General features: G+C 48.4%; 14 protein-coding genes. 4 read left to right on the forward strand and 10 right to left on the reverse strand.

Going from position 1 to position 12,425, the window contains the following annotated elements; genetic code table 11:
- From ACR9Y8_RS14970 to ACR9Y8_RS14990, 5 genes are all read right to left on the reverse strand, one after another.
- Window positions 1-1,080 (reverse strand): efflux RND transporter periplasmic adaptor subunit, encoded by a 1,080-nt coding sequence (locus tag ACR9Y8_RS14970; protein WP_481214049.1) that lies wholly within the window; start codon window positions 1,078-1,080, stop codon window positions 1-3.
- A 166-nt stretch (window positions 1,081-1,246) separates the two neighbouring features.
- A complete protein-coding gene (locus ACR9Y8_RS14975) occupies window positions 1,247-1,654 on the reverse strand; it encodes a hypothetical protein (RefSeq protein WP_481214050.1) in 408 nt (135 codons plus the stop codon).
- 85 nt (window positions 1,655-1,739) lie between these two features.
- Window positions 1,740-2,261, reverse strand: coding sequence for a GNAT family N-acetyltransferase (locus ACR9Y8_RS14980; protein WP_481214051.1), 522 nt, complete (start codon window positions 2,259-2,261; stop codon window positions 1,740-1,742).
- Between the two features lie 15 nt (window positions 2,262-2,276).
- The gene (locus ACR9Y8_RS14985; protein ID WP_481214052.1) at window positions 2,277-3,230 is read right to left on the reverse strand and encodes a bifunctional helix-turn-helix transcriptional regulator/GNAT family N-acetyltransferase; all 954 of its coding nucleotides are present in this window, start codon (window positions 3,228-3,230) and stop codon (window positions 2,277-2,279) included.
- Between the two features lie 71 nt (window positions 3,231-3,301).
- The gene (locus ACR9Y8_RS14990; RefSeq protein ID WP_481214053.1) at window positions 3,302-3,802 is read right to left on the reverse strand and encodes a transposase; all 501 of its coding nucleotides are present in this window, start codon (window positions 3,800-3,802) and stop codon (window positions 3,302-3,304) included.
- Between the two features lie 90 nt (window positions 3,803-3,892).
- On the opposite strand from ACR9Y8_RS14990, the gene ACR9Y8_RS14995 reads away from it, so the two are divergent.
- Window positions 3,893-4,870 (forward strand): helix-turn-helix transcriptional regulator, encoded by a 978-nt coding sequence (locus tag ACR9Y8_RS14995; protein ID WP_481214054.1) that lies wholly within the window; start codon window positions 3,893-3,895, stop codon window positions 4,868-4,870.
- 4 nt (window positions 4,871-4,874) lie between these two features.
- Entirely contained in the window at window positions 4,875-5,123 is a 249-nt protein-coding gene (locus tag ACR9Y8_RS15000; protein ID WP_481214055.1) for a hypothetical protein, read from the forward strand.
- 281 nt (window positions 5,124-5,404) lie between these two features.
- Here the strand turns inward: ACR9Y8_RS15000 and ACR9Y8_RS15005 are convergent, their stop codons facing one another.
- Entirely contained in the window at window positions 5,405-5,554 is a 150-nt protein-coding gene (locus tag ACR9Y8_RS15005; RefSeq protein WP_481214056.1) for a hypothetical protein, read from the reverse strand.
- A gap of 214 nt (window positions 5,555-5,768) precedes the next feature.
- A complete protein-coding gene (locus ACR9Y8_RS15010) occupies window positions 5,769-8,090 on the reverse strand; it encodes a T9SS type A sorting domain-containing protein (protein ID WP_481214057.1) in 2,322 nt (773 codons plus the stop codon).
- A gap of 286 nt (window positions 8,091-8,376) precedes the next feature.
- On the opposite strand from ACR9Y8_RS15010, the gene ACR9Y8_RS15015 reads away from it, so the two are divergent.
- Window positions 8,377-8,670 (forward strand): hypothetical protein, encoded by a 294-nt coding sequence (locus ACR9Y8_RS15015; protein ID WP_481214058.1) that lies wholly within the window; start codon window positions 8,377-8,379, stop codon window positions 8,668-8,670.
- A 61-nt stretch (window positions 8,671-8,731) separates the two neighbouring features.
- Here the strand turns inward: ACR9Y8_RS15015 and ACR9Y8_RS15020 are convergent, their stop codons facing one another.
- The 3 genes from ACR9Y8_RS15020 to ACR9Y8_RS15030 are packed head-to-tail and all read right to left on the reverse strand — an operon-like array spanning window position 8,732 to window position 11,425.
- Window positions 8,732-9,535, reverse strand: a complete 804-nt coding sequence (locus ACR9Y8_RS15020) for a carboxypeptidase-like regulatory domain-containing protein (RefSeq protein WP_481214059.1) — start codon at window positions 9,533-9,535, stop codon at window positions 8,732-8,734.
- A gap of 56 nt (window positions 9,536-9,591) precedes the next feature.
- Window positions 9,592-10,473 (reverse strand): alpha/beta fold hydrolase, encoded by an 882-nt coding sequence (locus ACR9Y8_RS15025; protein ID WP_481214060.1) that lies wholly within the window; start codon window positions 10,471-10,473, stop codon window positions 9,592-9,594.
- A gap of 55 nt (window positions 10,474-10,528) precedes the next feature.
- Window positions 10,529-11,425: an alpha/beta fold hydrolase gene (locus tag ACR9Y8_RS15030; RefSeq protein WP_481214061.1), complete on the reverse strand. Its 897-nt coding sequence runs from the start codon at window positions 11,423-11,425 to the stop codon at window positions 10,529-10,531.
- Between the two features lie 85 nt (window positions 11,426-11,510).
- Between ACR9Y8_RS15030 and ACR9Y8_RS15035 the strand changes: the two genes are divergently transcribed.
- Window positions 11,511-12,371 (forward strand): ester cyclase, encoded by an 861-nt coding sequence (locus ACR9Y8_RS15035; protein ID WP_481214062.1) that lies wholly within the window; start codon window positions 11,511-11,513, stop codon window positions 12,369-12,371.
- Window positions 12,372-12,425: the final 54 nt, after the last annotated feature.

Here is a 12,425-nt window from a genome sequence, read left to right on the forward strand (position 1 = left end):
CTATTCCGCTTTCAGGCGGAGGTGAGAAATCACTTCCGCAGGCTGCTGGTATTCAAATTCGATCTTGTCATCGTCTTTTACCTTCTGCACGCCTTCCAGCAGTATTTTATCAGTTTCTGAAATGCCGTTCTCCACTACGTAGAGGTCCGGCATTCTGCCAGCGATGGTGATGTTCCTGGATTTTACCACGTTGTTCTTGTCTACAACAAAAACATAGGATTTATCCTGGATCTCATAAGTGGCTTTCTGCGGGATGATCAGCGCATTTTTCATTGGCATGGTCATCAGCACCTTACCGGTTTCGCCATGTTTGAGGATCCCATCCGGGTTGGGGAATCTTGCCCTGAAGGCAATATTTCCTGTTTCGTTGTCGAACTCACTTTCGATGGTCTCTACCTGTCCTTTGGCTTGCAGCGGAACGTTGTTGGCCAGCAGCAGGCCTACTTTGGTATCTGCGCGGCCTTTTTTGTTGGTGGCATAGTCCAGGTATTCCGGTTCGGATACGTTGAAATAGGCGAACATCTGGCTGTTGTCTGAAAGGCTGGTGAGCAGCTCACCTTCATCTATGAGGCTTCCCAGCTTCTTGGGGATGCGGTCGATGGTGCCGTTAAAGGGGGCCCTGATCTCTGTGAAAGACAGGTGCAGCTTTGCGAGTGACACGGCAGCTTTTGCCTGGTTAAATTTGGCGGTGGCCATGGCCAGCTCGTTTTTGGACACTACGTTTTTATCGGCCAAAGTTTTGGTATTCTGGAGCTCGATCTCTGTTGCTTCGGCTTCTGCCTGGGCTTCCTGCAGTTCGGCTTCATACACTTTGGGCATGATCCTGAACAGCAGCTGGCCAGCTTTAACGTACTGGCCTTCATCCACGTAAATGTCCTGCAGGTATCCTTTTTCCTGTGCCCGCAGCTCAATGTTCCTGACAGACCTGATCTGTGAAACATATTCCCGGGTAAAGGAAGTATCCACCCGCATGGGGCTGGTAACGGTATACTTGCTGGCTTCTTCTTTTTCTTCTTTGTGAGATGTACAGCTTACCTGGCACAAAATGGCCAATAAGCCAGTGAACATGACTGGTTTCATGATATTTAATAAATATTGAACGGTAGATAGGTTGGTAGCTGGCTGTTTACAGTCGTAAGTCGTTAGTCATTAGTCGTTAGTCGTTAGTCGTCAGTAATTAAAACGAGTGACATACTCGTGGACACTAACGACTAATGACTAACGACTTACGACTGACCCTTCAGGATCAGATCCTTAAGGCCCGGAGGGTGATGTATTTGTTGGGTAAATGACTGAAAAGGGGTGGCTGGTCTCTGAAGCCCCTGCGATGATTGTTCAACGTAATAGTGTCGGAGTAGGTTAAATAGCGCCGGATCAGCAATTTGTATTTCCGGGCGGCTATGTTGGTATCCTCGTCTTCTACATTATCGCTGATAAGGCTTTCTTCTGCGTCATCGGGGGTCTCATCCTCAATTAATGTATATCCCTGAGAGGTATCTGTAAATTTGATGCGATGATCGTCTTTTTCGAAGTTCCGGGGCTGGGATTGAGAGCAGGAGTAGCTGTTCCTGTCGTCATGGGCGCCCGTATGGATATAGTGGTAGCCCGCTAACAGCAGGAAGTACAGATATGTTAAAAATACAAATACTCTCATTCGGGGACCAAAAGTAATAAAAGTTTGAAACGGAAAAAAGCGCTGCTCTCAGCGGATTTGTGAAAAAAAGGTTAAGTCTCACCGCTTAGAGGGCCATTTCCAGCAGGGTTACGTTCAGATTCCGGTTCTGTTCGGGCAGTTCGGGGGTATTGGGAGTGGTTCGCTGTGCTACCACCCGGAAGCCATAGCGCTGGTAATAGGCGATGAGCTGCGGGTTATCGGTCCAGGTATCCATCCTGATAAAGGCCAGCTGTTTTTCCCGGGCGAAGTGTATGGCCCAGTTCCGGATCTTTTCAAATACCTGGCGACCTTTACAATTGGGATTGGTGATGGTTCTATGGAGGAAGAGGGCATTGCCGGTATCTCTTTCGCCCCAGGTGCCGGGGTCACTATAGGAGATGCTGAAGATGCCCAGGATATCGGGGCCCTGTACAATCTTGTACTGCAGACCGTTAACGATCTCTGCCTGTAAAGCTTCCTTGTCGTAGCCCTTCCAGGCGGGGAAGCCATGCTGTTGCTGGTAGCGGATGGCCTCATCGAATAGCCAGTAAATGACTGTTTTATCGGCTTCGGTGGTGTTGACGATGCTGGCGGGTATGGTGTCCATGATGCTGTGGGTTTATTACAATTGGAGGAACATGATCTTTTCTGTCCGCGCGAGCAGGTCCATGCTCCTGGGTGCGGGACTGTCGGCAAATCCCAGTTTGTAGTATAATTTATGCGCCTGCGGCATGCGGTTGGTGGTTTGCAGCCAAAGCATGTTGGCTTCGTTCTCTTTGCAGCGGCTGATGCATCTTTCGATCAGTTTCGTGGCGATGCCCAGGCCGCGGTATTCATTCCGGATGTAAAGTTTGGCGAATTCGAATTCGTCATCGTTCAATCTTTTTAAGGCTACACAGCCGGCAATCTCCCCTTTATACCTGGCAAAGAACAGGAAGCCGCCGTTGGCGAGGTACGCTTTATCGGGATGATTGATGGTAAACTTGTCTTCCTCTTCCAGTTTGCCGCCGGTCACTTCTGAGAGCCAGGGGGTGACCAGCTGAGCAAAGTGCTTTTTAAGGGCGGGCTGGTAATCGAGCACGGTAACCTGGTCCCTGTCGTCCGGGGATTTGGCCCTTTCATAGATGGGCGTTTGATATATTTCGCGGTCTATACGGTTCAGGATATTGGAGAAATCGGGATGCCCTAATGTGAAGACCTCTTTGAGGGCCGCGGCGATAGACAGCCATACGGGCTCCAGTTTACGGCGCAGGCGCTTTCCTTTTTCGGAGAGCGAGGCGAGCTTAGAGCGTTTGTCGTCAGGGTTTGGCTTAATCACTACCAGCCCTTCTTCTTCCAGTTCGCGCAGGATATTCTTTACGGTAATGTGGGAGAAGTAGATCTGGTCGGTTATTTCCAGGATGGTCATAGGGCTGGCAGCTTTTGCCAATACATAGTAAACGGAAAACCAGCTGGCTTTGAAGCCGATGTTATTGTCTTTATAGACTTTGTCGGCATCTATGTAAAGTTTGTCGGTGATCCTTTTGAACCTGGAGCCGTTTGCCAGGTGACCTAGTTGCACTAATACGTCGCTCATTGCAGAATAAAATTATAAAAGTACTTCCACAAATTTATGAAAGTACTTTTATAATGCAAATACTATCTCTTCTATTTCAAGCGGAAAAGCTTCAACCACAAGATGATTTGGGCGAGGGAAATGACGATGAATAAGGCTACTCTCAGGTAGTTCATCTTTCTCCAGAAAGCAGCTTTAGCGACCAGGTCTTGCCCTTCGCTTATCCCGTTGGCTATTTGCTGGAAGGCGATGATATTGGGGGCGAAGTAGCACAAGGTCCAGGCTCTGACAGCAAAGTGGAGAAGGAATAAGATCAGCAAGCCATTCCTCACCAAGCTTAATTTCCAGCAGCCTATAATGGCGATGATGAAGGTAATTTCATGGATAGAATGGGCGATGATCCAGAAAGCTTTCATATCCAGTCCGTAGGGTGCTTTGAAGAGCTGGAATGATTGCGGCGGTGCTGCTGTCCATTTAGGGATGATCACGAATGTTTCAAACAGCTGGGCGCCATTCATCATGCAATAAGCCAGTATGGTGAGGATCAGCCAGGCTTCGGCGCTGAATATGTAATTGGTGGTTGTGTTGATCACTTTCTGTATTTTGTTGGTGTATTACAAAACTACCGGAAGCCGCTCCTTCCATGTTATATTAAAAGGAGCAAAACTTATATTTAAGGGAGTATGGGGTTCGAAGTAAAAAATGATGCCGGGGACAGCGTCTTTAAACAAAACTTTAACGAGCAGCGTTTTGATACGAATGAGCTCAGGGCGGAGGCGTTCAATGTGAACACGCCTTATGGCGTGATGAATGCCAGTACCTGGTATTTTGATGGTATCAAAATAAGCTATGCTGCATCTGAACTGACGCAAACGGCAGAATTGGATTGGGTAGGAGACACAGAGCTGGTCACGATGCATTTTAACCTGCAGGGAAAGATCTCTTTGTTTGATAATAACCTGCCGCGGGCATTTGAGCTGGCAGATAACCAGCATAATATGTTCTATGGCAAACAGGCGCAGGGAAAGATGAAGCTGGAGGGAACGAGTATGCGGTCATTCCTGATCCAGTTTTCAAGAGCATCGTTCTTTAATATTGCCAGGGATGGGAATGATGCGATTAAACGCTTTGCGGATAATGTAGCTTCCAGTAATGCTGCTGCGTTCTCGGATAAGAACCTCGAGATTGATGCGCGTTTGCAGCAATGTATGCAGGCGATATTGAATTGCCAGTATGCGGATCCGCTGAAACGGATGTTCTTCTTTTCTAAGACGATGGAGATGCTGGTGTTGCAGGCGGAAGCGTTTGACAGATCTTTCAGTAACAAACCGTATTATATAAAGAGTGATTATGACAGGGAACGGATATTGTTTGTAAGAGATTATTTACTGGAGAATATAGACTCCCCTCCTACGCTTACGGAATTATCAAGGAAGGCGGGCCTGAATGAGTACAAATTGAAAAAGGCATTCAAGGAGACGTTTGATAAGACAGTTTTTGAATACCTTTCTGATGTGAGGTTAGAGACGGCCAAGAATGATCTGCTGGAGAACAAGAAAACGGTGACGGAGATTGCTTTTGGCTTGGGGTATTCTTCTTTGCAGCATTTTAGTATGGCGTTTAAGAAGAAGTTTGGGGTGTCGCCGAATAAGATGAAATAACTCTATGGAAAAGTTTATAAAGACGGCTAATCAAGTTGCGGAACAGACGGAGCGTTGGTTCTTAATGCATCATAAAGCGGAAAAGACTTGTTTTAATGGTAGTGAGGTGTTTACTATTTTCAATCATTTATACTTTGAACAGCAGAACGATTTGATCAGGCGAATGGGGTTAAATAAAAGTGAGATACCTGTGTTAGTTCTCAGGTTGAAGGATAATGAAGGCAATGACGGCAATGAAGCCCCTTGCTTGTAAGGACACGAGGTTGTTAAAAGATTGCTTCGGCCCGGCTCCCCGCAGCGCTCTGCGGGTCTCGCAATGACGGGAAAGGAGACCTTTGTGTTAGGCAATGACGGGAATGAAGCCCCTTGCTTGTAAGGACACGAGGTTGTTAAAAGATTGCTTCGGCCCGGCTCCGCGCAGGGCTCTGCGGGTCTCGCAATGACGGGAGGGGAGAGCCGGGTGTTAGGCAATGACGGCAATGAAACCCCTCATGTTCGACACTGTCAAGAAGGGGTTGTATAAAGGTTATCTCCTTAGCATGCCAATACGCTCGGACAACCCATTGCGCTGCATTTCATGGCAACGGTAGTAGGGCGTGCGTTGGCTGTTTCGTGCACATTAGCGCTCAGCTTTGCAACTTTAATCTTATCAAGGATCAGTTTTTTGGAGGTCTTAGTTTTCATAATTGTATGTTTTTGTATGGGAGTGAAAGAGGTGAACGTTTATAAAAATAAGAGAAAATCGTCCGACTTTATATCCTGCCAAAAGGGGATTTCCAGGCGGTGCTTATAAAGCGCGTAACCCAACCCTCCAAGGGTTTTGAACCCTTGGAGGGTTTGAACCTTAGAGGCTTGGGTTGCGCGTTGTAGAAGCCTTTCCCTATAAACTAATCTAGTACTACTGTACCACTAATTTTTGAGTAGTATCTGTACTAGTGTTCTTAATTCTTACAACGTACATACCGCCAGTGAGGCCTTTGGTATTGAAGATGTAATTATTACCGCTAGTCACGGTTTCAAATACCCGCTCCCCTTTCATATCTGTGATCGTGATAAAAGTCTTCTCTGATTTCACATTCGTAAATTCCAGCTTCAGGCTATTGCTCGTCATAACAGGGTTGGGATACATTAAAAACGCAGCAGGGCTGATGATCTTCTTTACTTCGGCCACTTCATTGGTATTGTGGTAGGCGTGGATACAGTATTTAGACCAGTCTATACCAGGTACCGCCTCTGCTTCTGCGCCGGATGTTCTGGCGGTAGACAGGGTAGCTGAATTGTACCATTTGGTGTTAACGTCTGCAGTACCGGTAACGCCGGTTACCAGCCGTAAACGGTAATCGTAGTGCGCTTTACGGGTGGTCTCACCATTGTAGATGTAATCAGTGTTAGTGATAACAGCGATCACTATTCCATTTGCAGGAGCCTGATCTAAGCGTAAGCTGCAGGCACCGCTGGAAACAAACTGGCTGTACACGGGCGTACCGCTGGTGGTACGATATACCAGCTGGCAGGTCATGTTAGCGCCGATGGGCTCGAAGTTAACGGTTACCATATTGCCTGTTACTTTCAGCGGGATCTGGTTGGCGCCAGACCATCCAGGCAGTGTACGTGCTTCGGGTGTGAGCAGACCGTTGTTATTGGTAGTCTTGGCATAAGGTGTGGCGATCCAGGCAGGAGGGTTCAGCCAGGAAGGCTGCCATTCTGCGCCGATAGATTGTCCGAAGTGGGCATTCAGCAGAGCGAGGACCGCATTCTTCCAGGGACCGAAATCTACCAGCGCCTGTTTGGCACGGTACTCTGTGATAAGCCTGCGCATCTGTGCAGCGCCGATGCCCGAGGCGATGCCTTCCAGCACACGGTTGGGGGCGTTCCTCCAGATCCAGGGTACAGCGCCATCGCCCAGGGTATTGCCCAGGAAAGTGGGGAAAGAGCTGCTGTACTGATGACCGCCGAGGTAGGTGCGCCAGGTACAGATCTGCTGGTTGCCGTTGAACATGTTCACGCCTTCGGCAGAAGGCCCACCAAAGCTATCGTCCTGCAGCCAGCCGGAGTAGCATTCTATCGGCATAAAGGGCGCGATGAAATCAGTACCGTTCAGGTCTCCCATAGAGCTGAAATTATTAGAGCGGCGTGCGTCTGCAGTTTGCTGCAGCCATACGTTGCCGCCTTCATGGAACCAGGCAGATTGCTTCACGCCCGGCAGATCGGCCAGTAATGAGTGAATGCCTTCATGCACCATGGCGCCTTTCTGGAACTCGCGATCGGAATACGGGCAGGCAGGATCATAGCTGTAGATCGGGTAATAAGAAGCCAGCACCATAGGCCAGCTGGTACCATTGTAGTTGATGGCGCTTTGCCAGCCGCCTAATTCAGTGTTAGAGGCGTTATCCGTACAAAGACCTGAACCGTAGAGGTACACACAGCTGCGGTATCCTTTTTTAGCGCGCAGGTCTGGCGGCCATCCCATCTGGTCACGGAAATAGGCAAAGTCGGTATTCATTCTTGCCAGCAGCGGGTTCACCGCATTATCTGTGACCAGTGAGTTTTTATTAGGTCCCCAGCGGAAAGCCCACCACTGCGAAGAGGTGGTACCGACTACCTGCGGACAGTCGTTCAGGATCTGTGTAGGCACCGGCAGACTGGGGAATTCATCCTTGAAATTATACCGGATCGTAGGCGAGTACGACGGCCATGTGTAAGGATCTCCGCCTGCAGGAGGAGGCGTGTTGCTGGTACCGATCACTCTCCACTCCAGCAGGCCGGTTGACTGTGTAGTGTTGAGCATAGACACACGTAACCTGTTCATATCAATGGAGGATACGGCCAGTACGTTGAAGGCATTTTTCTGCAAAGGGATATTGCCGATACGTACCCAGGCGGAACCATTCCAGTAATCAGCATAAGCGATGGTAGGTGTGAGCACACCGCCGCCGTCATCGAACCAATATACTTCGATAGATGTTACTTTATAGGTCTGTGACCAGTCGTACTGCACCCATTGGGTGGAGTTCGGGTTATTCCAGTTTCCATATGCGCCATGGGATTTATCATTAGAATTAGCCGGTGTGTAACCGTCGTTCAGCGCGGCAATCGTTTCCCAGGATGATACATAGGAAGTAGTGGCTGTGGCTTGCGGAGCGATGTTAGTTTGTGCTAATGCCCAGGTACAGCAAATGGTTAGGAATAAGGTTACAAGTGAGGGTCTTAATCCGTTCATAACAGATGGGTTTTCATTGTTAGATAATAGGCTAATGGCTATACTTTTTGAGAGACAGCATATCAGAAATTCGGGTAAAGGCTTCTATCGTACATAGGGTTTTTCTGAATATTTGTCCGGGGTGAAACTAGGCCAATAGTGCAGACCCTGCTTCATTTATCTTAACAAGCATTGGCAGGATTTTATCTTGATGGCTGGCGTAATAAGCCCCTCAAGAAGTCCAGATAACCGCCCCTGAAAGTCGTACCGCGGCAATAACTTTGTAAACACAATAAAACAATCCACCATGATCATCGTTCACGACATCTTCATTGCAAAACCCGGCAACGGTTCAAAACTGGCGAAACTGTTCAAAGAAGTGATGAGTGAGAGCAAAGAGTTTGTTAACGTTATGACAGACGTAACCGGGCAGTTCAACAAAGTAGTAGTAGTGACCAGGTTTGAAAATTTAACTGCGTATGAGAGCAACTGGGAGGAAATGCAAAAGGATACTGCGCTGATGGAAAAGATGAAAACGAAAATGGCGGGGTATCATGATATGTATCTTACCGGGTCAAGGGAGATTTACCAGATATGGTAGCTTGGGCAGGCTGCCAGTGCTACCATATATGGTGATAAGCACTGCGCCCGTCATAGCTCCGTTAACTGTGATGGGCGCAATTTTTATGGCGATGCACGATCCGCCTGAAAAAATACTTAACTCTCTGCCACCAGCTTGCACGGCGGACTTCTACGATCGACCCCATCATCACTTCTACTTTTCTCGTTCCGTATCCGGTGATCGTTAGCTCTCTAAGACTGACGTTTGACCGCTGCAAACTGATCTTTGCAGGCAGTGGTAGTTGCTCTTTATCAAAACGAACTTCTTTTGTATTATAACCCGTAGAGCTGATCTTAAAGGTGAGCGGCCCTTCTATCAACCTGTCCGGTACATGGAAAGTGAATCGCCCCTGGTCGTCAGTGATCGTTCCCAGGTACCGGGTCTCCTCATCCTTCAATGCCATACTAACATAGGGCACTGGTTCATTGGTCTGGGCATCAATGATCTGGCCTGTAAAAAGGCCGGGAGGGTTCATTTTAATAACTGAATCTGTTTCAGGCGCTACAGACAGCACAGTGGTATCTGGAACATTCTGGGCATCACTGCGGTCAGGCGTAATTGCAGCGATCAGGGTGCTCAGCATGGCGGCCGGCAAAAAAGACCACCTGGATTGACTACGCACTTGCAAATCCCTGTTTAGCTGTTCAGGGAGGAAACGCCCGCAGCGATGTTCCTTGTCAGTATTGAGCGCTGCGATGACCTCCTGGTCTGTCATGTTTGAAAAGTCTATCACTGTTTTCTGGCAATGCAGGCAAAAGCGCCCATTGTCTGCTGAGGTCATCTCATTCCAGGACTGCGTACAGGGATGCGGGATAATAACGGTCAGGGAACCTTTTTCTTTCATAGATACACGAAATATACTAAAAATCCTTCAACAAAGAAGGGAGCTTTATCTAAGTATTACACCCGGTCGTTGAAAAATGTAAACAGCTGCCGACAGGTGACATCAGGCGCTTCTTCCATCAGGAAATGCCCACCGGGCAGGGCTACACCGGATACATTGTCTGCCCATTGCTTCCAGATAGACAAGGCGCCTTCTTCGCCGCCCGGGTCATCATTCGCAGACCATAAGGCCATCACCGGACATTGAATACGGCGATTGTTATCCCGGTCTTCACGATCATAATCAGCATCGAGGAGATTGGTACGATACTCGGCGCACATGGCCGCCACAACCGCTTCGTTCTCAAAACAACGCAGGTATTCTGCACGTGCTTCGGGTGCGATCTGTTCAGGCAGCTCTGCCCAGCTACTGAGGATGTATTCAAGATAGAATGCGGGGTTTTCCCTGATGAGTGTTTCGGGCAAGGGAGCAGGCTGGCCGAGGAGGATCCAGTTCCCCATCTTGAGGGCCGATTCGAAGGTAAGGCGTTCTACAACTTCCAGTGTGGGGATAATATTCAGCACGGCTAAACGGGAAACCTTTTCGGGATGATCCAGCGCCATGCGGTAGGCTACTCTCCCTCCCCTATCGTGACCAGCCACCGCGAAAGTATCGAAGCCCAGTTCGGACATCAGCTGTACCAGGATATTTGCATATGCACGTTTGGTGTGGCATTCGCGATCAGCGTCGGGCGCGTAACCGGTTGAATCGCCATAGCCGGGAAGATCGGGCAGTATCACGGTATATTCTGTAGCCAGCTGAGGAGCTATTTTGTGCCATGCCGCTTTGGTTTCCGGGAAACCATGCAGGAGTAATAAAGGAGGCCCGCCACCGGCCATCAGTACGTCAATGGTACATTTATCGATCTCCAGGCTTTTATGGGTAAACGCGTCGAACATGATCAAAGCTATTTCATGAATGAGCACAACAAATATCCCGCCACTTCAGGGAGCTTTATTGTATAAAGCTGAAAACTGCGTTCGCGAAGTCGTTATTCTTTTCGTAATACAGCACGTGACCTCCTTCGATGATCTTTACCTGCTGACCAGGAAAACGGAACAGTTTGTAATGATCGGGACCGATGTTATGATCGGCGGTTCCCGTGATCACTAATACGGGAACCTTCACCTTGGCAGTTGCTGCTGTGAAATCCTTCAGATAGTCGGGTATGCCGAATGCACGTTGGGCAAATGTCCAGTCGCGCGGCGCGTTGTCTATGCTATCCAGCTTTTCTACGGTGGCTTTATTATCGGATAACATTTTATAGTCTTCCTTGTGTTCGCGCATGATCTTCTTAGCCGCAAAGAAGGACTGCATCAGGGAGTCTTTGTTGGCTACGGAGATATGACTGCCATACAGGCTGTTGATGAAATTCACCTGGGAGATCAGGGAATTGTAGATATAAAGGGTAGCATTCAGCAGGATCAATCCTTTGACATGACCGGGATATTTCTCTGCATATTTAAAGGCAGGGATGCCGCCAAAAGAGTGTGCTACCAGGTATACCTGCTCAGCTCCTGTCAGGGAGCGGATGTTCTCGATATCTTCTACAAGCCTGTCGAGGCTGTAATTATTGTTGGCGGCGGCTTTTGAGCGTCCGCTGCCACGCTGATCGAAATAATACATGGTCAGCTTTTCCTCCAGGCGGTTGCCACCCATTGCTTCGAAAGAGCGGCTCCACGCGCCAGGGCCGCCGTGTACAAATATGCAGGGAGCGCCGTTACCGGAAACTTTCAGGTACAGCTGTACGCTGTCGGATGTAAGAACGGTGGTGTCGTTCACTCTTTGCTGGCTGAATGTGTTGAAAACAATACAGATAAGCCAGGCGGTTGATAATAACAGATGCTTCATGCTACAGGTTGTAGCCTGCAAGATCAATGATTTTTTACAATTCCGGGCCTGCAGGCAGGTCTATTTTTGCTAAAAATTAAACAAAATGAAAACGTTACAGCTTAGCAAATACCTATTGTTGGCAATACTGCTGATACCGGGGCTGGCTAAAGCGCAATCAAAGGCACATTACACAAACGTAAAACAAAAGGAGGGTGATATGAATACCGCACAAAGCAACAAGGAAGTAATCAGGAAGATCTATGAGGAATCGCTGAACAAAAGGAACCTGGGATTATTAAAAGCGATCATCTCCGAAGAGTATACCGGGGTACAGGGCATCAAGGGCGCTGCAGGATTTGAACCGCCGATCAAACAGCTGATACAGGCTTTCCCGGATGTACAGTGGCATGTACTGGAACTGATCGCAGAGGGTGATAAGGTGATGATAAAATGGGAGATACAGGGCACGCATACTTATGCTTTCCAGTATATTGCGGCTACAGGAAAAAAGGTTAGCAGTACTGGTATGGGTATTTATGAGCTGAGGGATGGTAAGGTAGTGAGTGCGCAGGTGCAAACGGACCGCGTAGGATTTTTGCAGGAGCTGGGTGTGTTGCCGGTGGATCTTAGCCAGTTAGTTAAGAAAGAGGCACAGATCAGCTTTATAGATAAATTCCTGGTCCCGGCGGCTGCCAAGAAGGAGTTTTTTGAACGGGTGCATATAAACCGCAGCTTTATCAAACAGCTGCCTGGATTTATTGAGGATGCGGCATATGAGTATACCGACGACCAGGGTAACCTGGTATTTGTGACGGTAGCGCAATGGGAGAGCCGGGAAGCGTTTAATAAGGCCAGGGAGGCGGTGCAGGCGGAGTACGCCAAACAGGGGTTTGATATAGCGGCGATGTTGAAAAGGCTGAATATTACTTTGGACAGAGGGGTGTATACAGAAGTGAAGGAGTAATAAGATAATTGGAAGGAGCATAAGGCTGGCAGGAGACTGTCAGCCTTTGCTGTT

It is taken from the genome of Chitinophaga sp. SVR4-12A (genome assembly GCF_056754765.1).

Bases quoted from the DNA above. Each gene is read 5' to 3' on its own strand.
- ACR9Y8_RS15000 (WP_481214055.1), top strand. From the start codon at position 4,875: ATGGAAAAGTTTATAAAGACGGCTAATCAAGTTGCGGAACAGACGGAG.
- ACR9Y8_RS14975 (WP_481214050.1), bottom strand. From the start codon at position 1,654: ATGAGAGTATTTGTATTTTTAACATATCTGTACTTCCTGCTGTTAGCG.
- ACR9Y8_RS15005 (WP_481214056.1), bottom strand. From the start codon at position 5,554: ATGAAAACTAAGACCTCCAAAAAACTGATCCTTGATAAGATTAAAGTT.
- ACR9Y8_RS15015 (WP_481214058.1), top strand. From the start codon at position 8,377: ATGATCATCGTTCACGACATCTTCATTGCAAAACCCGGCAACGGTTCA.
- ACR9Y8_RS14970 (WP_481214049.1), bottom strand. From the start codon at position 1,080: ATGAAACCAGTCATGTTCACTGGCTTATTGGCCATTTTGTGCCAGGTA.
- ACR9Y8_RS15020 (WP_481214059.1), bottom strand. From the start codon at position 9,535: ATGAAAGAAAAAGGTTCCCTGACCGTTATTATCCCGCATCCCTGTACG.
- ACR9Y8_RS14995 (WP_481214054.1), top strand. From the start codon at position 3,893: ATGGGGTTCGAAGTAAAAAATGATGCCGGGGACAGCGTCTTTAAACAA.
- ACR9Y8_RS15030 (WP_481214061.1), bottom strand. From the start codon at position 11,425: ATGAAGCATCTGTTATTATCAACCGCCTGGCTTATCTGTATTGTTTTC.
- ACR9Y8_RS15025 (WP_481214060.1), bottom strand. From the start codon at position 10,473: ATGTTCGACGCGTTTACCCATAAAAGCCTGGAGATCGATAAATGTACC.
- ACR9Y8_RS15010 (WP_481214057.1), bottom strand. From the start codon at position 8,090: ATGAACGGATTAAGACCCTCACTTGTAACCTTATTCCTAACCATTTGC.
- ACR9Y8_RS14980 (WP_481214051.1), bottom strand. From the start codon at position 2,261: ATGGACACCATACCCGCCAGCATCGTCAACACCACCGAAGCCGATAAA.
- ACR9Y8_RS15035 (WP_481214062.1), top strand. From the start codon at position 11,511: ATGAAAACGTTACAGCTTAGCAAATACCTATTGTTGGCAATACTGCTG.
- ACR9Y8_RS14985 (WP_481214052.1), bottom strand. From the start codon at position 3,230: ATGAGCGACGTATTAGTGCAACTAGGTCACCTGGCAAACGGCTCCAGG.